15 protein-coding genes and 1 pseudogene are annotated in these 19,139 nt (G+C 72.0%); 7 read left to right on the top strand and 9 right to left on the bottom strand.

Annotation, left to right across the window (positions count from 1 at the left end; all coding sequences use genetic code 11):
• The first annotated feature begins 87 nt into the window (after window positions 1–87).
• Window positions 88–699 (top strand): 2'-5' RNA ligase family protein, encoded by a 612-nt coding sequence (locus tag AB0C84_RS05510; RefSeq protein WP_361061987.1) that lies wholly within the window; start codon window positions 88–90, stop codon window positions 697–699.
• A gap of 36 nt (window positions 700–735) precedes the next feature.
• Here AB0C84_RS05510 and AB0C84_RS05505 read toward each other — a convergent pair whose 3' ends face one another.
• The 6 genes from AB0C84_RS05505 to AB0C84_RS05480 form a co-directional block, all read right to left on the bottom strand.
• On the bottom strand, window positions 736–1,818 hold the full coding sequence (locus tag AB0C84_RS05505; RefSeq protein WP_361061397.1) for an acyl-CoA dehydrogenase family protein: 1,083 nt from the start codon (window positions 1,816–1,818) through the stop codon (window positions 736–738).
• Complete coding sequence (locus tag AB0C84_RS05500) at window positions 1,809–2,747, bottom strand: VOC family protein (RefSeq protein WP_361061395.1); 939 nt, start codon at window positions 2,745–2,747, stop codon at window positions 1,809–1,811. The genes AB0C84_RS05505 and AB0C84_RS05500 overlap by 10 nt, the downstream gene beginning before the upstream one ends.
• Window positions 2,748–2,755: 8 nt before the next feature.
• The gene (locus tag AB0C84_RS05495; protein WP_258942454.1) at window positions 2,756–3,514 is read right to left on the bottom strand and encodes an enoyl-CoA hydratase/isomerase family protein; all 759 of its coding nucleotides are present in this window, start codon (window positions 3,512–3,514) and stop codon (window positions 2,756–2,758) included.
• Between the two features lie 25 nt (window positions 3,515–3,539).
• Window positions 3,540–4,772, bottom strand: a complete 1,233-nt coding sequence (locus AB0C84_RS05490) for an acyl-CoA dehydrogenase family protein (RefSeq protein ID WP_361061393.1) — start codon at window positions 4,770–4,772, stop codon at window positions 3,540–3,542.
• The gene (locus AB0C84_RS05485) at window positions 4,769–6,361 is read right to left on the bottom strand and encodes an AMP-binding protein (RefSeq protein WP_361061391.1); all 1,593 of its coding nucleotides are present in this window, start codon (window positions 6,359–6,361) and stop codon (window positions 4,769–4,771) included. Before AB0C84_RS05485 ends, AB0C84_RS05490 begins: the two co-directional genes overlap by 4 nt.
• Window positions 6,362–6,766: 405 nt before the next feature.
• Window positions 6,767–7,639, bottom strand: coding sequence for a serine protease (locus AB0C84_RS05480; protein WP_361061389.1), 873 nt, complete (start codon window positions 7,637–7,639; stop codon window positions 6,767–6,769).
• A gap of 243 nt (window positions 7,640–7,882) precedes the next feature.
• Between AB0C84_RS05480 and AB0C84_RS05475 the strand changes: the two genes are divergently transcribed.
• Entirely contained in the window at window positions 7,883–9,706 is a 1,824-nt protein-coding gene (locus AB0C84_RS05475; protein ID WP_361061387.1) for a 5'-nucleotidase C-terminal domain-containing protein, read from the top strand.
• 50 nt (window positions 9,707–9,756) lie between these two features.
• Window positions 9,757–10,533, top strand: coding sequence for a phytanoyl-CoA dioxygenase family protein (locus AB0C84_RS05470; protein ID WP_361061385.1), 777 nt, complete (start codon window positions 9,757–9,759; stop codon window positions 10,531–10,533).
• 18 nt (window positions 10,534–10,551) lie between these two features.
• On the opposite strand, the gene AB0C84_RS05465 is transcribed toward AB0C84_RS05470, so the two are convergent.
• Window positions 10,552–11,496, bottom strand: coding sequence for a helix-turn-helix domain-containing protein (locus AB0C84_RS05465; RefSeq protein ID WP_361061383.1), 945 nt, complete (start codon window positions 11,494–11,496; stop codon window positions 10,552–10,554).
• A gap of 71 nt (window positions 11,497–11,567) precedes the next feature.
• Between AB0C84_RS05465 and AB0C84_RS05460 the strand changes: the two genes are divergently transcribed.
• Window positions 11,568–12,992 carry a pyridoxal-dependent decarboxylase gene (locus AB0C84_RS05460; protein WP_361061381.1) on the top strand — a complete coding sequence of 475 codons (1,425 nt, stop codon included), beginning with the start codon at window positions 11,568–11,570 and terminating at the stop codon, window positions 12,990–12,992.
• An 81-nt stretch (window positions 12,993–13,073) separates the two neighbouring features.
• Complete coding sequence (locus AB0C84_RS05455) at window positions 13,074–14,789, top strand: BCCT family transporter (RefSeq protein ID WP_361061379.1); 1,716 nt, start codon at window positions 13,074–13,076, stop codon at window positions 14,787–14,789.
• Window positions 14,790–14,799: 10 nt separating this feature from the next.
• Here AB0C84_RS05455 and AB0C84_RS05450 read toward each other — a convergent pair whose 3' ends face one another.
• Both AB0C84_RS05450 and AB0C84_RS05445 read right to left on the bottom strand, forming a co-directional pair.
• Window positions 14,800–15,624, bottom strand: a complete 825-nt coding sequence (locus AB0C84_RS05450) for an oxygenase MpaB family protein (RefSeq protein WP_361061377.1) — start codon at window positions 15,622–15,624, stop codon at window positions 14,800–14,802.
• Between the two features lie 152 nt (window positions 15,625–15,776).
• Window positions 15,777–16,508: an isocitrate lyase/phosphoenolpyruvate mutase family protein gene (locus tag AB0C84_RS05445; RefSeq protein ID WP_339156367.1), complete on the bottom strand. Its 732-nt coding sequence runs from the start codon at window positions 16,506–16,508 to the stop codon at window positions 15,777–15,779.
• Between the two features lie 127 nt (window positions 16,509–16,635).
• Between AB0C84_RS05445 and AB0C84_RS05440 the strand changes: the two genes are divergently transcribed.
• Both AB0C84_RS05440 and AB0C84_RS05435 read left to right on the top strand, forming a co-directional pair.
• Window positions 16,636–17,664 carry an alpha/beta hydrolase-fold protein gene (locus AB0C84_RS05440; RefSeq protein ID WP_361061375.1) on the top strand — a complete coding sequence of 343 codons (1,029 nt, stop codon included), beginning with the start codon at window positions 16,636–16,638 and terminating at the stop codon, window positions 17,662–17,664.
• A gap of 333 nt (window positions 17,665–17,997) precedes the next feature.
• A pseudogene (locus AB0C84_RS05435) lies at window positions 17,998–19,139 on the top strand (peptidase M4 family protein); the annotation flags it as partial.

Genomic DNA, 19,139 nt, shown 5'->3' with positions numbered 1-19,139 from the left:
CCTGTCGTGATCGGGCCCGCATCGCCTTGTCGCCCGCGGTGCGTCCGTCATGCTGGTGCTGAGCGTTCTGGAGGGGCTGTGGACTCGATGCCTGAGCGGATGACTGATCACTGGTGGTGGCTGCCGGGGATGAGGCCCGGGCGGCGGATGTTGCTCTGGCACCTCCTGCCCCACGGGCAGGAGGAGGTGTTGGACCTGGTCCGTCGTTACCAGGACAAGCTTGCCGGGGTGGACGGGCTGGACCTCGTTCCTGCCGAGTGGCTGCACATGACCACGCAGATCGTCGGGTTCGAGGACGAGATCCCAAGCGGGCGGGTCGAGGCGCTCGTCGCGGGTGTCGGACGCCGGCTGGCAACCCTCGCGCCGATCGAGGTGGAGGTCGGGCGGTTGTGGGTGCACAGCGAAGGGGTGGCGCTCGGCATCCGTCCGGAGCGCGGGCTCGATCCGGTGCGGCGGGCGATGCGCCAGTCCGCCGCAGAGACCGTGGGAGTGCACTCGCTCGACGGTGACCCAGGTTGGACGCCGCACGTCTCCGTCGCCTACAGCAATGCCGACGGCCCGGCCGCGCCCATCGTCAAGGCTCTCGATCAGGCTCCCGAGCCGGTACCTCTGCGGGTCGGCGCCGCGCACCTGGTCGCCCAGGTCAGGGACGGACACCTCTACCGGTGGGAACCCCTCGCAGAGGTCACGTTGGGCTGACGCCCGGCCGGGGTCCGGCCGGGCGTCAGGCCGTGGTCAGGGGAGGTCGAGGGTGTCGGCCAGGGTGTCGAGGTGGAGGTCGGCGTCACCGAAGGCCAGGGACGCCGATAGCGCGTGTTCGGAGAACAGGTGCAGGTCGTGTTCCTGGGTGAAGCCGATGGCGCCGTGTACCTGATGGCCTAGGGCGCACACGCGTTCGTAGGCCTCGCTCACCCAGGCCTTGGCCATGGAGACCTGTTGGGCGGCTTCCCGGTTCACCGACAGGAGCCAGATGGCCTCGTAGGCGGTGAAGCGGGAGCCCAGGACGTCGATGGCCATGTTCGCGCAGTGGTGCTGGACGGCCTGGAACGAGCCGACCGCGCGGCCGAACTGCTCGCGTTCCGCGGCGTACTGGACGGTCATGTCGAGGACGCGTTGGGCCGCGCCGACCATTTCCGCGCAGGTGGCGGCTGCGCCGAAGAGCGAGATCGCGGCGGCGGCGTCCGGGCCCAGAGCGGTGTCGCCGGGGACCCAGAGGCCGTCCAGTCCGGCGTGGCAGGGACGGTCGTGGCCGGCCGTTCCCAACGGCTTCAGGGTGACGTCGGCGGCGTCCACCCAGAAGGCGTGCGGTTCGCCGTCCAGACGCGCCACCAGCAAGACGTGCTCGGCGGACGCGGCGAACGGGACGAAGGTTGCCGTGCCGTCCAGGACGTAGCCGGAGTCGGAACGTGACGCGACCGGGCCCTCGCCGGGGCGGTCCCAGGGGAGCGGCGCGGCGGTCACGATCTGGCCGTCCGAGATGGCGTTCAGCCAGCGCTCCTTCTGGGCGGACGTCCCGAACCGCGCGACCGGCATGCCGCAGCACGCGACGGAGGCCAGCAGCGGGCTCGGGACCTGCGCGTACCCCAGTTGCTCGAAGAGCAGGCAGACGTCCAGGAAGTCGCCGCCCACGCCGCCGTGCTCTTCGGGGAAGGCCAGGCCCGTCCAGCCGAGCTCGACCATCTCCTTCCAGAGCGGCGCCGAGAAGCCGGCCGGGTCGCCGTCGAGGGCCCGCGCTCCCGCCGTCGCGGCCTTGGACTCCAGGAGTTCGCGGGCCGTGGCGGCGATCAGCTCCTGGTCCTCGGTGAGGCTCAGGTCCATGGCGGCGGCACCTTGTCCGAGCGGACCCACACGCCCGGCCGCTCCTCCCAGAACAGCTGGACGAGGATGCCGCCGGTGTGCTTCGGGTGGACGAACGTGTGCTTCCAGGCGGCGCCGTCGGTGACGCCCTCCTCGTCGTCGAAGGTGGGGACGTCGTGGTGGTCGCAGGCCGCCAGGGCCGCGTCCCAGTCGGCCACCTCGAAGGTGACGTGGTGGGCGCCGGGGCCACCGCGCTCCAGGAAGCGGTCGATGAACGAGTCCTCCCCCCGCGGCATGATCACTTCCCAGCAGATCGTGGAGCCGGGGATGTTCAGGACGAGGTCGGCCATGTCGGGATGCTCCTCGTCCGCCGTCCGCCAGACCTGCACGAACCCGGCGAGGTCGTGGTACCAGCGGGCGAGGACGTCCCGGTCGTGGAACGCCTGGCAGATGTGGTCGAGCGCCACGACGCCGAGCGACGGGCCATCCGGCTCGGACGTCTCGGTGACCGAGGCGGCGGTGTCGCCGCACATGTCCAGGCCGCCCGGCCCGCGCAGCCGCCACAGGACGCCGGGACCGTGCTCGGGCGGGCTCAGCGACGCCTCCAGCCAGCGTCCCCACGCCCAGTCGGTGGGTTTGATGCCGCGCACCTCGAGTTCCGCGCGGACGGCCTCCAGGTCGGGCACCTCGGCGCCGACGTGGTGCAGGCCGGGGCGGCCCTTGTGCTCGTCCAGCCACGTCTGCAACGTCGAGCCGTCGCCGGCGGGCGCGAGCACCTCCCACGCCTGCCCGCGGCTTCCCGGGATCTCCAGCCGGGCGCCGCGCACGCCCTCGGCCGGGTTGTCCCAGCCCCGGACGCGCCGGAACCCGAACAGCCCCTCCAGCAGGGCGACCTGCGTGTCGAGGTCGGGGGTCACCTGCGCGACGTGATCGATGCGGTAGATCTGCACGGGTCCTCCTAGCTCGGGTGGGGCTCGATCCAGTCGTAGCCGTAGGTGACGAGTTCCTTGACGAGCCGCAGGTTGTAGCGGTTCATCGCCGCGATCCGCTCGGCCAGCTCGCCGATCCGCTTGTCGAACTCCTCCGCCGGATACACGTCGTTGACCAGGCCGAGCCGCAGCGCCCGCTCGGCGTCGATGCGGGCGCCGGTGAACAGCAGCTCCTTGGCGCGGGCCTTGCCGATCCGTTCCGGCAGCCGCTTCACGCCGCCCCAGCCCGGGGCCGACCCGCCGAACTCGGGCTGGTCGGGGTCGCCGTCCTCGGTCATCTTCGGGCGGTACGGGGGACGCGCCGACAGCGTGATCTCGACGAGCCCCATCTTGGCGTTGTCGGAGGCGATGATGAAGTCCGCCGCGAGCGCCAGCTCCAGCCCGCCGCCGACCGCGTAGCCGTGCACCGCCGCGATCACCGGGACCGACAGCCGCTCCATCATCGCGAACGTCTTCTCACCGAGCCGGCCCTGCTCGATCCGCTCGCGCGGGGTGAGCTTCTCCGACCAGGACAGGTCCATGCCGGCGCAGAACGCGCGCTCGCCCGCGCCGCGCAGCACCACGACGCAGACGTCCTCGTCGTCGTCCACGCGGGTGAAGATGTCGCGCAGCTCCGTCATCGTGGTGGGCGTCAGCGCGTTGAGCTTGTCCGGCCGGTTCAGCGTCAGCCAGGCGACCCGCTCCTCGATCCGCAGGTCGACCGTCTCATAACCGTTCTCGTCGGGCATGTGCGTGCGCTCCTCCCGTGTGTGGTCAGCCGCGGGGCAGGTTCAGGCCCCGGGTGGCGATGACGTTGCGCTGGATCTCGGTGGTGCCGCCGAGGAAGGTGGACGCGACCGAGTCCCGGCGCATGTGGGTGAACACCGCGTCGAGGGGCGCGCCGCCGCGCTCCCACAGCGCGGCGGACCGCCCGAACGCCAGCGCGCCCGTCCGCGCGAGCCGCTGGTGCAGCTCGGCCCCGAACAGCTGGTTGACGGACGCCTCGAAGCCGGGCTCGTCGCCCGCCGCCTGCCGCGACACGGTGTAGCGGGCCAGGTTGTACAGGACGGCGATCTCGGTCCGCCGGCGGGCGATCTCCTGCCGCAGCGCGGGGCTCCGCCGGGCGTGCCGCGCCCCCTCCGGCGACCTCAGGCAGGTCACCAGATCGGCGAGGGCGTGCTCGTACTTGATGGTGGCGCCGATCCCGGCCCGTTCGAAGCCGAGCGCGGACATCGCCACGTACCAGCCGCGGTTCTCCTCGCCGACGCGGTTCGCCACCGGCACCCGGACGCCCTCGAAGAAGATCTCGCAGAACGGCGCCGCGCCGCGGATGTCGGTGATGGGGCGGATCGTCACGCCGGGCGCGTCCGCCTCGACGAGCAGGAACGTGATGCCGCGGTGGGGGCGCTCCGCGGACGGGTCGGTGCGGACGAGCACGAACAGCCAGTCGGCGTACTGGCCGAGGGAGGTCCACACCTTCTGGCCGTCGACGACGTACTCGTCCCCGTCCCGGACGGCGCGGGTGCGCAGCGAGGCCAGGTCGGAGCCGGACTCCGGCTCGGAGAAGCCCTGCGCCCACGTCGCCTCGCCCGCCGCGATCGGCGGGAGGTGGACGGCCTTCTGCTCGTCGGTGCCGTGGACCAGCAGGGTCGGGCCGAGCAGGAACGCGCCGATGCCGTTCACGGTCGGCACCCGGGCCCGCATCATCTCCTCGTGCAGGACGAACTCCTCCAGCGCCGACAGCCCCGCGCCGCCGTACTCGCGCGGCCAGTGCGGCGCGATCCAGCCGCGCTCGGCCAGCGCCGCCGCCCACGCCCGCGCGCCCTCCCGGCGCTCGGGGTCGCCGGCGACCCGGTCGACCGGCCAGTTGTAGCCGGACACGTCCTCGGGTTCGAGGCTCTGCTCCTCGTCCCCCGCCGGACGGTACGACGCGGGGAACCGCTCCTCGACGAAGGCGCGGACCTCCTCGCGGAAGGCCGCCTGCTCCGGAGTGTCGTCCCAGTTCACGGGTTGCTCGCCTCCCGGTCCCAGGTGGTCGGGGTGATCCCGCCGTCGCCCTGCGCCCGCAGCCTGTACTTGGCGACCTTGTCCGTCGGGGTGCGCGGCAGCGCGTCGATGAACTCGACGTAGCGCGGCACCATCGAGCGCGGCAGCCGCTCCTCGCAGTAGGCCACCAGCTCCTCCGGGTCGAGCCCGGTGTCCGGTTGCACCACGACCGACACCTTGATGTCCTCGTCCTCCAGTTCCGAGGGCACGCCGATCGCGGCGCACTCCAGCACGGCCGGATGCCGGTTGATCTCGGTCTCCAGGTCGAAGGCCGAGATGTTCTCCCCCCGCCTGCGGATGGCGTCCTTCATCCGGTCGAGGAAGTAGAAATACCCGTCGTCGTCGCGCCACACCCGATCTCCGGTGTGGAACCACATGTTGCGGAAGCAGCGGGTCGTGGCCTCCCAGTTGCCGTAGTACCCCGTCGTGAGGACGAACGGCTGCTTCGGCCGCAGCACCAGCTCGCCCGGCTCACCGGGCCCGACCTCCCGGTCGCACTCGTCCACGACCGCCACCTGGAACCGCTCCTCGTGCGCCTGGCCGCACGAGCCGAGCCGCCACTCCCCGTACGGGCTGCCGGTCGCGATGCCCGCCTCGGTGCTGGTGTAGGTCTCCACCGACCGGACGCCGAACCGCTCCCGCAGCGGCTCGTCCAGGTTGGACTTGCCCATGTAGAACGTCTCCAGCCGGTGGTCGCGGTCGCGGGACGTCGGCGGGCGTTTCAGCAGGATCGGGATCATCGAGAACACGCTCATGCACACCTGCGCGTCGAAGCGGCGCACGTCGTCCCAGAACCTCGACGCGCTGAACCGCTCGACGATCGCGATGGAGCCGCCGCCGAGCAGGGCCGACAGCATGCCGTCCCAGAGCGCGGCGGCATGGAACAGCGGGAGCGGGCAGTAGACCGTCTTGCCCCAGCGATCCAGGAAGTCCAGCGAGTCGTAGGCGCAGGTCAGCGCGAGCGCGTGCGGGACCATCGCGCCCTTGGACGGCCCGGTCGTGCCGGACGTGTACATGATCGCCTGCATGTCGCCGAAGCCGACCTTCACGTTCACCGGCCCGGTCCCGTCCGCCGGGAGGGCGGACATCTCCCGCGCGGGCTTGCCGAGCCGGTCGAGCAGCACCCCGGCCGCGGCGGCGTCCCGCACGACGACCCGTTCCAGCGTGGGCAGGCGGTCGGCGATCTCGACGAGCCGCTCGGCGTACGGGCCGTCGACGATCAGCCAGCGGGAGTCGGAGCTGTCCAGGACGTGGCGCAGCAGCTCGCTCCGGTAGGCGATGTTGATCGGCACGGCGACCGCGCCCAGCCGCGCCAGCGCGAAGATGACGTGGACGAAGTCGGCGCAGTTGGGGAGCATCACGCCGACGTGGTCGCCGCGCGCGATGCCGGCGGCGGAGAACGCGCGGGCCAGCCGGTCGGCGGCGGCGTCCACCTCGCCGTAGCTGATCTCCCCGTCGCGGAATCTGAGGAACGTCTGTCTTCGGTGAACCTGCGCCTGTGACCGGAGGACGTCCCCGAGGACGAAGCTCTCCAGCGTCTCCTTGCGCATCCGGACCTCCGCTGTCGCTGCGTGGGGCGGCTCAGTGGCTGGCGGTTCGATGGCTGGCGGCTCAGTGGCTGGCGGCTCAGTGGCTGGACGGTTCGGTGGCTGGACGGTTCGGTGGGCGGGTCGACGGCGGGCGGGCGGACGGCGGCGCGGAAACGGCCGGCGATGGTCCGCAATCAGACATTGCCTTAAATAGAGGAGCACGAAACGCTAAACACGGCAATACTGACTTAAAGGCCACAAAGACGTTCAAGCGGTTAGCTACTGGGACGCCCTGGCATCAATGTGACGCAGGCCACACCGGTCGGCCCCCGGGTTTCGGACACACGTCCCCTTGAGCGAGGTACCCCCGATACGACGAAACGCCCGGTCGGGCAGAGCCTGACCGGGCGTTCGCGCGGGGCGGGATCAGCCGATGACTCCGGCGATCCAGCGGTGGTAGTAGCCGACGCTGGTGTAGAGGTCGGGCGTCTCGCCGCAGACGTCGCCGACGCCGCGGGAGTCGACCCCGGTGATGACCCAGCGCCCCTTCACCTTGATCAGCAGCGGCGAGCCCGAGTCGCCGCCGCAGGGACCGCGGACGCCCTCGGGGTTGTCGGTGCAGATGTCGTGGTCGCGGTAGCCCCACGCGTCGTCGCCGTTGGCGTCCACCTGGCACTTCTCGGTGGCCGGCGAGATCACCTTCGTGTCGAGCTGCTGCAACTGCACGGGCAGCTGGCTCGGGTCGCCGTCACTCGTGGAGGTGTAGCCCCATCCGATCTGCCGGACGGGCGTCCCCGGCGCGGGGATGGTCGTGGCCTGCCGGACGGGCGCCTGCGGCACCGCGGTGTCGAGGTGCAGGAGCGCGATGTCCTTCCCCTCGGAACGGTCGTCCAGGTACTGGTAGCCGGGGTGGACGACGATCCCCTTGAGCTTGGCGACGCTGCCGCCCTGCGTCCGGTCGCTGGACCCGACCCGGACGTGGAACAGCCCCGGATCCATCACCGAGTAGGGGGCACCGTTCTGGCCCGCCTGGGTCACGCAGTGGGCGGCGGTGACCACCCATTCCTTGTCGATCAGCCCGCCACCGCAGCGGTGCGAGTCGGGGTTGCCGTTCCGCTCGTACTCCAGGGAGGCCATGAACGGGTACGCCTGGTCGGCCGGCGTCCCGCCGATGATCTTCGGCGTGGGCGGCGGCTCGCCGGCGTGCGCCGCGGGCCCGGCGAGCGCGCCGCCCGCCAGCACCGCGCCGGCCGCCAGCGCCGCCACGCGGGCGAGCCCGCCCCGGGTTCCCGTCGTCATCCTGTCGCGCGTCCGCAAGGACAGCTCCGATCGGTCGAGTTGATCTTGGCCCGAGGGACGCTACCGGCCGCGGCGGACCGCTGTCCGCACGCCTCCGGCACAAGATCAAATAGGCCCAGGTCAGGCGTCGTGCACAAGGACTGCCAACGAATCCGCCCAAGGATCGGAAGATCTCGCCGAAAGCGATCGTGAGCTGCGCCTCTATCGTTCTGCCGTCCCCTCCGCCGAAGGAACGAGAGCGTCATGCAGAACAGCCCCAAGGCCCCCGAGCCGCGCTGGTGCTCGTGCCGCGTGCCCGACGTCAGCCGCAGGCAGGTCCTCGGCGGCCTCACCGCCGCGAGCGCGCTCGCCCTGGCCGGATGGCCCGGGTCCGCGCGGGCCGCGGCCCCCGGCCGCTCCGTGACGATCACCGTCATGGGCACGTCCGACCTGCACAGCCACGCCGTCGACTGGGACTACTACAAGGACGCCGAGTACACCGACAGCGGCGGCAACGTGGTCGGGCTGGCGCGCGTGTCCAGCCTCGTGAACCGGATCCGCGCCGACCGCGGGCGCGACCGCACCCTGCTCTTCGACGCGGGCGACACCGTCCAGGGCACCCCGCTCGGCTTCTACTACGCCTCCGTCGAGCCGATCACGACGACGGGCGGGATCCACCCGATGGCGCGGCAGATGAACGCCGTCGGCTACGACGCCGTGGCCCTCGGCAACCACGAGTTCAACTACGGCCTCCCGTTCCTGAACCGGTGGATCGAGCAGATGGACGCGCCGGTGCTCGCCGCCAACGCCGTACACGCGGGCACCCGCCGCCCCGCCTACCGGCCGTACATGATCAAGACGATGCGGGTGCACGGCTTCCCGCCGATCCGCGTCGGGCTGCTCGGCCTCACCAACCCGGGCGTGGCGATCTGGGACAAGGCGAATGTCTCCGGCAAGCTCGACTTCCTGGACCTGGTGGAGACGGCGCGGCGCTGGGTGCCGGTCATCCGCGCGAAGGGCGCCGACGTCGTCGTCGTCAGCGCCCACTCCGGCGACAGCGGCACCTCGTCCTACGGCGACGCCCTGCCCGTCGAGAACGCCGCCGCCCTGGTCGCCGAGCAGGTCCCGGGCATCGACGCCGTCCTGTTCGGGCACGCGCACCTGGAGATCCCCGAGCGGTTCGTCACCAACAAGGCCACCGGCCGGACGGTCGTGATGAGCGAGCCGAAGTGCTGGGGCCAGCGCCTGTCCGTCTTCGACCTCACCCTCGTCCACGAGCGGGGCCGCTGGAAGGTCACCGGCAAGTCGGCGACGACCGTGAACAGCAACACGGTCGAGGAGGACCCCGCGCTCGTCGCCCTCGTCAAGGAGCAGCACGGCGCGGTGGTCGCCTACGTCAACGAGGAGGTCGCCACCTCCACCGAGGAGATGTCGGCGGCGGAGTCGTGCTGGAAGGACACCGCGATCCTGGACTACGTCCACCAGGTGCAGACCGCGAAGGTCAGGGAGGCGGTCGCGGGCACCGAGAACGCGTCCCTGCCGGTCGTCTCGATCGCCGCGCCCTTCAGCCGCGCCGCGACCTTCCCCGCCGGCAAGGTCACGATCCGCGACATCGCGGGCCTCTACATCTACGACAACACGCTGCTGGCGAGCATCCTGACGGGCTCCCAGATCAGGGCGTACCTGGAAAACTCGGCCCGGTACTTCAAGCAGGTCGACCCCGGCGCCCCCGTCGACCCGGCCTCGTGGACGAACGCGAACAACCGTCCCGACTACAACTACGACCAGTTCTCCGGCGTCACCTACGACGTCGACATCGCCAAGCCCGAGGGCTCGCGCATCACCGGCCTCGCCTACGACGGCACGCCCGTCGCCGACGACCAGAAGTTCGTCGTCGCGGTCAACAACTACCGCCAGTCGGGCGGCGGCGGCTTCCCCCACATCGCCACCGCCCCGGTCGTCTACAACGCCCAGGTGGCGATCCGCGAGGCGATCGTCGAGTACGCGTCCGCCGCGGGCACCATCGACCCCGCGACGTTCCACGTCGAGAACTGGGAGCTCGTCCGGAACGGCGCCCCGGTCTTCTGACCCCGGATAACCGCTGGCGGTGACGCCCCCGGGGCGGCCATCGTGTGCTCATGCTCTCCGACGCGCAGGTGGCCGCCTTCGTCGCCGACGGCTTCGTCCGCATCGAGGCCGCGTTCCCCCGCACCCTCGCGGACGAATGCCGCGAGGCCGTCTGGCGGGACCTGGACGCCGACCCCGGCGACCCGTCCACGTGGCCGACCATCGCCTCGCGCCCCGACTACACGCAGCCGCCCTTCGTCGCCGCCGCCAACACCCCGCGCCTGCACGCCGCCTTCGACGCCCTGGTGGGACCGGGACGCTGGGCGCCGCGCGCCGGCCTCGGCGGTTTCGTCGTCCGCTTCCCCTCCCCGGAGGCGTCGGTCGTCGACGGCTGGCACGTCGACGTCAGCTTCCCCGGCCCCGGCTCCATCGGCGACGACTACATGACCTGGCGCGCGAACATCGCGTCGAAGGACCGGGCCCTGCAGATGTTCTTCCTGTTCTCCGACGTCGGGGAGGACGACGCTCCCACCCGCCTGCGCCCGGGCTCCCACCGCGACACCGCCCGCGTCCTGGCGCCCGAGGGCGAGGACGGCCTGGACGCGCGCGAACTGGCCCGGCTCGCGGGCGCCGCCAGCGCCCACCGTCCCACGGCCCTCGCCACGGGCCGCGCGGGCGACGTCTACCTGTGCCACCCCTTCCTCGTGCACGCCGGGCAGCCGCACCTCGGCGAGCACCCTCGCTTCCTCGCGCAGCCCAGGCTGTCCCCGGCCGGGCCTCTCCGCATCGATCGTTCGGCTGACGCCTCCCCGGTGGAGATCGCGATCGTCGGAGCACTCGGACGATGACGCCCCACGCGGAACGGGTCAGCGGGCGGGGGCGAAGGCGCGGCGGTAGGCGGTCGGGGGGACGCCCACCGCCCGGGTGAAGTGGTGGCGGAGGTTGGCCGGGCTGCCGAGGCCGGAGCGCTCGGCGATCTCGCCGACGGGCAGGGACGTGGTCTCCAGGAGCTCGCGCGCGTGGTCGACGCGGATGCCGCGAAGCCAGGCCATGGGGGTCGTGCCGGTCGCGGCGTGGAAGCGGCGGATCAGCGTGCGGGTGGTGACGTTGGCGCGGCGCGCCAGGGCGGCGACGGTGAGCGGCTCGTGCAGGCGCCCGCGCGCCCAGTCGAGGAGCGGGCCCAGTTCGTCGACGTCGGCCAGGGGGACGGCCGCGTCGATGTACTGGGCCTGGCCGCCGGGACGGTGCGCGGGCATCACGAGGCGCTTGGCCAGGGCGCTCGCGACGGCGGCGCCGTGGTCGTTGCGGACGACGTGCAGGCACAGGTCGAGCCCCGCGGCGGTGCCCGCGCTGGTCAGGAGGTCGCCGTCGTCGATGTAGAGGACGGACGCGTCCACCAGCACCTCTGGGTAGCGGGCGGCCAGCTGGCCAGCGTGCATCCAGTGGGTGGTCGCCGGGCGCCCGTCCAGGAGGCCCGCGGCGGCGAGGACGAACGCCCCCGTGCACAGCGAGACGATGCGGGCGCCGTTGCCGTGCGCGGCGCGGACGGCGTCGACCAGGTCCGGCGGCTGCTCGTCGACGACGCTCGCGCAGGCGGGGACCACGACGGTGTCGGCCTCGGCGAGGGCATCGAGACCGTGCTCGGCCCGCGGGGCGAACCCGGCGGTGGTGCGGGTGCCGGGGGCGGCGCAGAGGCGGAAGTCGTACCAGGAGTCGGCGAGCCCGGGGCGCTCGTACCCGAACACCTCGCACGGGATCGCCAGCTCGAAGATCGGCACTCCTTCGGTGACCGCGACGGCGAGCGTGTGCATGTCACTAATTTAGCGATGACGGTCACTTCTGCCACTTGGGGCGGGGACCGGGGCGCGCCAGGCTCGGACGCATGGACGACTTCCCCTCTGGACGAGCCTCCTTCGACCCGCCTTCGGAGGCCGCCGAGCGCGTGTGGCGGCAGGTCGTCGACCTGCTGCGGGACGAGCGCGAGCGGACCGCCGGGCGGGACGTGAGCGCGCCCGTGGACGTGGACGGGCTGCGAGCGGCGGTCAAGGCGTACGACTTCGCCCGTCCCGTCGCCGCCCGCGAGGCGGTCGACGGGGTCGCGGAGCTGCTGCGGGCGGCCACCGTCCACACCACGCATCCCCGCTACTTCGGGCTGTTCAACCCGGCGCCGACCCTGATGGGCGTGGTCGGAGAGACGCTCGCGGCGGCGTTCAACCCGCAGCTCGCCGCGTGGTCGCACGCGCCCGCCGCCGCGGAGATCGAGGCACACCTGCTGCGCTTCCTCGGCGGTCGGCTCGGCTACCCGCAGGAACAGGTCGCCGGATCGTTCACGAGCGGCGGCGCCGAGGCGAACCTGACGGCCGTGCTCCTGGCGCTCACCAGGACCTGGCCCGAGTACGGCGAGAAGGGGCTGCGCGCGCTGCCCGGCCGTCCGCTCCTGTACGCGTCGGCCGAGAGCCACCTGGCCTGGCTGAAGATCGCGCACGCCACCGGCATCGGCCGGGAGGCCGTCCGCCTCGTCCCGACGGGGCCCGGGCTGCGGATGGAGGCCGCGCGGCTGGCGGAACTGGTCGCCGCCGACCGCGCACGCGGCGACCTGCCGTTCCTCGTCGTCGCGACGGCCGGCACGACCGGCGCCGGGGCGATCGACCCGCTGCACGACCTGGCCGGCCTCTGCCAGGACCACGGGCTCCGCCTGCACGTGGACGCCGCCTACGGGGGCGCGGCCGCCCTGTCGGACCGGCTGCGCCCCGTCCTGGACGGCATCGAGCGCGCCGACTCGATCACGCTCGACGCGCACAAGTGGCTGAGCGTCCCGATGGGCGCGGGCGCGCTGCTCACCACCGACGCGGAGGGCCTCGCGGAGACCTTCCGGGTCACCACGTCCTACATGCCGGACGAGATCCAGGGCACCGTCGACCCCTACACGTCGAGCCAGCAGTGGTCGCGCCGGTTCATGGGCCTGAAGCTGTTCCTCAGCCTCGCCGTCGCGGGCCGCGCGGGCTACGCCGAGCAGCTCGAACGCGACGCCGGCCTGGCGGACGCGCTGCGCGAGGGGCTCGCCGCGACGGGCTGGGAGATCGTCAACGACACCCCGCTCCCCGTCGTCTGCTTCGCCGACCCCGGCGACGGAACGTGGGAGCGCCACGACGCGCTCGCCCGCGCGGTGGTGGAGAGCGGGCGCGCGTGGATCAGCCCCGTCCGGCTGGACGGGCGCGCCGCCCTGCGCGCCTGCGTCATCAGCCACCGCACCACGCTCGCGGACGTCGAGGATCTCGTCGACGCCGTGAACAAGGCGCGCACCTGATCCGGCCGATCCGAAAGATTTTGCGAACGGATCGCCGCGCCGCGTAGCTGCACGGTGAACTTCCGGGCAGGACACCGGGCTATGGAGAGGATCGAGCCCGAGCCCGGCGAGCGGGACGAGTATCCCGGCACCGAGCCCGTCAGCCTCGTCAAGCGCGGGCGCCCCCGTACCGACTGGATCGTCTACGGCGTCGCGGCCGTGCTGTCGGCCTCGTTCGTGATCTGGGGCGGGGCCGACACCGGCGGCCTCAGCTCGGCCGCGGACGCGATGCTGGACTGGCTGCTGACGAACCTCGGCTGGCTGTTCGTCCTCGCCGCCACCGGCTTCGTGATCTTCTCGCTGTGGCTGGCGTTCAGCCGGTACGGGCGCATCCCCCTCGGCCGGGAGGGGGACGAGCCGGAGTTCCGCACCGTCTCGTGGGTCGCGATGATGTTCAGCGCGGGGATGGGCATCGGGCTGATGTTCTTCGGCGTGGCCGAGCCGCTCACCCACTTCGTCGAGCCGCCGCCCGGCACCGACCCGCCGCAGAGCGAGGCCGCGATCGAGACGGCCATGGCGACCACGATGTTCCACTGGACGCTGCACCCATGGTCCATCTACGCCGTGCTCGGCCTCGCGATCGGGTACAGCCACTACCGCCGGGGGCGCAGCCAGCTGATCAGCTCGGCGTTCTTCCCGCTGCTCGGCCGCCGCGCCGACGGCCCGGCGGGCAAGGTCATCGACATCCTCGCGCTGTTCGCCACCCTGTTCGGCTCGGCCGCCTCGCTCGGCATCGGCGCGCTGCAGATCCGGACCGGGATGCAGGAGGCGGGCTGGATCTCCTCGCTCGGCACCACCGTCCTCGTGCTGATCATCGTGGTGCTGACGGTCTGTTTCGTGGTGTCGGCGGTGTCGGGCGTGGCGCGCGGCATCCAGTGGCTGTCCAACACGAACATGGTGCTGGCCGTCGTGCTCGCGGTGTTCGTGTTCGTGGCCGGGCCGACCGTGTTCGTCCTGGAGCTGCTGCCCACCTCGCTCGGCGTCTACCTCCAGGACTTCGGGCAGATGGCGTCCCGGTCCGGCGCGACCGGCGGCGCGCCGATGGAGGCGTTCCTGTCCAGCTGGACGATCTTCTACTGGGCGTGGTGGATCTCCTGGGCGCCGTTCGTCGGGATGTTCCTGGCCCGGATCAGCCGCGGCCGCACCATCCGGCAGTTCGTCGGCGGCGTCATCCTCGTGCCGAGCGCGGTCAGCGTGGTCTGGTTCGCGATCTTCGGCGGGACGGCCATCGACCAGCAGCGCAAAGGGCTGAACCCGTTCGGGAACGGCACCGAGGAGCAGATCACCTTCAACGTCCTCGGCCACCTGCCGTGGACGGCGGTGACCGCGGTCGTCGTCATGGTGCTCGTGGCGATCTTCTTCGTGTCCGGGGCGGACGCCGCGTCGATCGTCATGGGCACGCTGTCGCAGCGCGGCTCGACCTCCCCGTCCCGCTGGGTCGTGATCTTCTGGGGCGCGATGACCGGCGGGGTCGCCGCGATCATGCTGGTGATCGGCGGGGACCGGGCCCTGAACGGCATCCAGAACATCACGTTCATCGGCGCGCTGCCGTTCGCGATCGTGCTGATCCTGCTGTGCGTCGCGCTGGCGAAGGACGTGCGCTCCGACCCGATGATGCGCCGCCAGCACAAGGGCGCCGAGGTCCTGGAGGACGCCGTCATCGCCGGCGTCATCCGCCACAAGGGCGACTTCGAACTCCAGATCAGGCCGTCCGCTCCGCAGAGTGCCGCCGGGGACGCGGAGGACCCGTCCCGCTGAGGGGACCCGGTCACACGATCGGGCGCCCGGTCCTGATGCGGCGGCGGACGTCGCGGAGGTAGAGGTTGAAGGGGAACTCGCGGGCCGGGCGGGGCAGGGCCCGGTTGCCCGCCGCCAGGACGCGGACGAAGCGGTCGAAGCGCGCCTGGTCGCGGGGCGTCCACGGTAGGCCGAGCTCGTCGCGGAACGGCTCGGGCAGGAAGCCGAGCGTCAGGAAGCGGTGGAACCGGCCGAACGTCCAGTGGACGGGGGCGGGCAGGAAACGCATGCCGGCGAGGTCGCGCAGGTAGCCGCGGGTGACGTCGTCCATCTCGATCTTCGCCAGGCCCGCCCGCCAGTAGTCCTCGAAGGCGTCCCGGTCGGGCGGCCACATGTCCTCGGTGACCTGCAGCGTGGTGCCGAAGCGGGCGCCGTGCCGGTACAGGTCGGCGGCCTGGTCCGGCGACGGCCTCCCGTACAGCGTCGTGTAGATCATCTCGATGCCCACGTAGAGGCACGCGGCGACCCACAGCTGGAGTTCGCGGTCGAACGCGTTGTAGGCGACGGGCTCCTTCGCGCGGACGTGCCGGTGCGCGCGGTTCACCTCGCGGCGCATCGCCTCGCGCTCGGCCTCGGTGCCGAGCATGGCGACGGCGATGTAACTGAGCGTGGTGCGGGCGCGCTTGAGCGGGTGCCTGTCGACGCGGCCGCTGTCGACCGTGCTCTCGGCGACGCCGTGCCCGATCGGGAGGCGGGAGAGCTGCATGACGACGTTGGCCGCGGCGGCGGCCAGGGCCACCCCGCTGATCGAGTCCAGGACGACCTTCGGCGGCGTGTCCTCAACGGTCGCGGTCATGCCGGCCCCACCTCCGTACGGGCTCGCGCCTGCGCCCACGATTGATACAACGAGTCGAATTTCGTCTCACTGTGCCATCGTAAGTGCGCACTTGCAAGGCGGGCCCGCACGGAGGCCGGGGTCAGGCGCCCCCTCGCGCGCGGACGACCCGGTCAGGCGTAGGGGTTCTCCTTCGCCAGGACGCGGCCCGCGAACTCCTTCAGCGAGTCCAGGGCGCGCAGGTACGGCATCGGGCCGTAGGAGACGCGAGCGACGCCCATCTCGGCCAGCTCCGCGAGCGAGGTGCCCGGGAAGTTGTTCGCGTTGACCGGGCCCGGAATCCCCTTGACCAGGGCCGGGACGGCGTCCGGCGGCGCCGTGATCGGGTACACGCAGTCGGCGCCGGCCTCCATGTACAGCCGACCCCGCGCGATCGCGTCCTCGACCGGGTCCGGGACCTTGGCGACGAACGTGTCGGCCCGGGCGTTGATCACCAGGGCGTCCCCGGCCGCCTCCCGGACGGCCGCGATGTACTCCGCCTGGGCCTCCGGCGCGGCCAGTTCCCCGGCGTAGGTGTCCTCCAGGTTGCAGCCGGCCGCGCCGATGGCCAGCAGCCGCTCGACCAGCTCACCGGGTCGCAGCCCGTACCCCGCCTCGGCGTCCACGGTGACGGGGACGGTCGCCGCGCGGATCACGCGTCCCGCGGCGGCGAACATCTCCTCCACGGGCGCGCCCTCGTGGTCGGGGTAGCCGAGCATGGCGGCCACGGCGGCGCTCGCGGTGGCGAGCGCCGGGAAACCGGCCTCCTGGACGATCTTCGCGCTCCCCGCGTCCCAGACGTTGGGCAGCAGCAGCGGGTCACCCGGGCGGTGCAGGTCCCTCAGGAGTGCGGCGTTGTCGGTCATCTTCGTCTCCTTCCTTCGACAGTAGGAACGGAGGACCGGGGCGCGGTGTGACACCCGTCCCGGCGGCCCCGTCCCGGCCATGGGTTAGCGTCGAGCTGATCATCCGCTTGGGACGAGGGAGTACGCGATGCAGCCGTGGTCCGCCGATCTCGCCGGCCGCCTCGAAGAGCACGTCGTCGGCAGCGAGCTGCTGCGCGGCAACCCGCTGGACGACCCGCACGAACGGCCGGTACTGGTGTACGTACCGCCCGGCTACGACGACGAACCGGACCGCCGCTACCCCAGCGTCTACGTGATCACCGGGTTCACCGGGCACGTCGGGATCTGGCGCAACCGGATGCCGTACCGGCAGCCGTTCCCGGAGACGGCCGACGCGGTGTTCGCCTCCGGGGAGGCCCCGCCCGCGATCGTGGTGTTCGTGGACGCCTGGACGGCGCACGGCGGCAGCCAGTTCGTCGACTCCCCCGGCACGGGCCGCTACCACTCCTATATCTGCGACGAGATCGTCCCGTGGGTGGACGGCCACTACCGGACGCTCGACGCGCCCGGGCACCGGGCGATCAGCGGCAAGTCCAGCGGCGGCTACGGCGCGATGATCACGCCGATGCTCCGTCCCGAACTGTTCGGCGCGCTCGCCACGCACGCCGGCGACGCCCTGTTCGAGTACTGCTACCTGACCGAGTTCCCCAAGTGCGTCCGGCACCTGCGCAAGTACGACGGCGACATCGGGCGCTGGTGGGACGACTTCAGGAGCCGCACCTCCTTCACCAAGCCCGAGGACATGGAGCTGCTCAACATCCTCGGCATGGCGCTGTGCTACTCCGCGCGCGAGGACGGCGCGGCCGAGCTGCCGTTCGACCCGGTCACCGGCGTGCTCCGCCCGGAGGTGTGGGACCGCTGGCTTGCCTGGGACCCGGTGCGGATGGTCCCGGAGCACGCCGAGGCGATGCGCTCGCAGCGGGCGATCTGGATCGACGGAGGCACGCGCGACGAGTGGTACCTCGACATCGGCGCGCAGGCGTTCCACCGGGCGCTGCTCGACGCCGGCGTCGCCGAGGACGTGATCCACTTCGAGCTGTTCGACGCCGGCCACGGCGGGATCGACTACCGCTACCCCCTGGCGCTGTCCTGGCTCTGCCACCGCATCGCCCCCTGATCCCACCCGGGCGGGCCGGGCGTCTCAACGCGCGCGCCGCCCCCGTGGTTCCCTGCCGGACGGGCCGGGCCGATCCATCGGCCCGGCCCGTCCGCGCTGCTCCGCCACGGAATTCCATTGGTTTCAGCGAAACGCTCCACAGAATTGAAAATCCAGAACCAAATGGATTTATTGACACCTTTCTCGAACCAGGGTGCACTTCGGGTCAGCTCATCCGGATGAGTCCCCCATCCAAACCCCCCGCCGGGCGGGCGGCGGTACCTGGAGCGCTCTTACAAGGGCCTCCGCGTGCCCACCCCCTCCGCCCGTCCGGCACGTGGAAGGAGCACCCCCGTGAGACACCAGACCGCGATCGGGGCGGCGGCCTTGTCCGTCGGCCTCGCCGTGGCGATGTCCTCGCCCGCCTCAGGTGCGACACCCCGCACCGCCCCCGCGGCACCGGCCAGGCCGGACCCCCGCACCGTCGCCGCCGCCTCGGCCGACCGCCTGGTCGCGGCGAAGCCCGCCGCGTTCAAGAAGGCCCCCAAGGACAGGATCGTCCGGCGCGGGGTCACCTCGGGCCTGCGCGGCCTCCAGTACGTGGCCTACGAGCGCACCTACGACGGCCTGCCCGTCTACGGCGGTGACTTCGTCGTCACCACCAACGCGAGCGGCGGCGTGCTGAGCACCTCCGTCGACCAGACCCGCACGCTCGACGTGTCGACCAAGGCGTCGGTCGGCGCGGCGCAGGCCGCCGAGACCTCCCGCGCCCGCGTGTCCAAGGTCGAGACCGCCTCCGCGCCCCGCCTGATGGTGCTCGCCGAAGGCTCGGGACGCCTCGTCTACGAGACCGTCGTCAGCGGCACCCAGAAGAAGGCCCCGACGAAGCTGCACGTGTTCGTCGACGCCAGGTCCGGCAAGGTCGTCAAGACCTACGACGAGGTCCGGGACGCGGCCGACGACCGCAGCTACTACCACGGCACCGTCGACCTCAGCACCGCCGCCACGTCCATGACCGACCCGCAGCGCTCCGGCATCCGGTGCGGCGGCCAGAACGGCTCCGCCTACACCGGCACCGACAGCGCCTGGGGCAGCGGCAGCGGCACGGACCTGGAGACCGCCTGCGTCGACGCCCTCTACGCGGTCCAGAAGGAATGGGACATGCTGGGCTCCTGGCTCGGCCGCAACGGCATCAACGGCAGCGGTGGCGGCTTCCCGCTCCGCGTCGGCCTGAGCGACGTCAACGCCTACTGGAACGGCAGCTACACCAACTTCGGCCACAACCAGGCCGGCACCAAGCAGGCCACCTCGGTCGACGTCGTCGGCCACGAGAACGGCCACGCCGTCTTCACCACCACGCCCGGCGGCGACAGCGGCGGCAGCGGCAACGAGAAGGGGGGCATGAACGAGTCGGCCGGCGACATCTTCGGCGCGCTGACCGAGCACTACATGAACGAGCCCTCCACCCTCGACCCGCCGGACTACCTGGTCGGCGA

The sequence above is a fragment of the Actinomadura sp. NPDC048955 genome, from assembly GCF_040649435.1.
In the GTDB taxonomy this organism is placed as follows: Bacteria; Actinomycetota; Actinomycetes; order Streptosporangiales; family Streptosporangiaceae; genus Spirillospora; species Spirillospora luteofluorescens.
Note: the sequence above shows the minus strand (reverse complement) of the source record. Positions and strands in the feature narration are given on the sequence as shown.

Bases quoted from the DNA above. Each gene is read 5' to 3' on its own strand.
- AB0C84_RS05510 (WP_361061987.1), top strand. From the start codon at position 88: ATGCCTGAGCGGATGACTGATCACTGGTGGTGGCTGCCGGGGATGAGG.
- AB0C84_RS05505 (WP_361061397.1), bottom strand. From the start codon at position 1,818: ATGGACCTGAGCCTCACCGAGGACCAGGAGCTGATCGCCGCCACGGCC.
- AB0C84_RS05495 (WP_258942454.1), bottom strand. From the start codon at position 3,514: ATGCCCGACGAGAACGGTTATGAGACGGTCGACCTGCGGATCGAGGAG.
- AB0C84_RS05485 (WP_361061391.1), bottom strand. From the start codon at position 6,361: ATGCGCAAGGAGACGCTGGAGAGCTTCGTCCTCGGGGACGTCCTCCGG.
- AB0C84_RS05480 (WP_361061389.1), bottom strand. From the start codon at position 7,639: ATGACGACGGGAACCCGGGGCGGGCTCGCCCGCGTGGCGGCGCTGGCG.
- AB0C84_RS05475 (WP_361061387.1), top strand. From the start codon at position 7,883: ATGCAGAACAGCCCCAAGGCCCCCGAGCCGCGCTGGTGCTCGTGCCGC.
- AB0C84_RS05470 (WP_361061385.1), top strand. From the start codon at position 9,757: ATGCTCTCCGACGCGCAGGTGGCCGCCTTCGTCGCCGACGGCTTCGTC.
- AB0C84_RS05465 (WP_361061383.1), bottom strand. From the start codon at position 11,496: ATGCACACGCTCGCCGTCGCGGTCACCGAAGGAGTGCCGATCTTCGAG.
- AB0C84_RS05460 (WP_361061381.1), top strand. From the start codon at position 11,568: ATGGACGACTTCCCCTCTGGACGAGCCTCCTTCGACCCGCCTTCGGAG.
- AB0C84_RS05455 (WP_361061379.1), top strand. From the start codon at position 13,074: ATGGAGAGGATCGAGCCCGAGCCCGGCGAGCGGGACGAGTATCCCGGC.
- AB0C84_RS05450 (WP_361061377.1), bottom strand. From the start codon at position 15,624: ATGACCGCGACCGTTGAGGACACGCCGCCGAAGGTCGTCCTGGACTCG.
- AB0C84_RS05445 (WP_339156367.1), bottom strand. From the start codon at position 16,508: ATGACCGACAACGCCGCACTCCTGAGGGACCTGCACCGCCCGGGTGAC.
- AB0C84_RS05440 (WP_361061375.1), top strand. From the start codon at position 16,636: ATGCAGCCGTGGTCCGCCGATCTCGCCGGCCGCCTCGAAGAGCACGTC.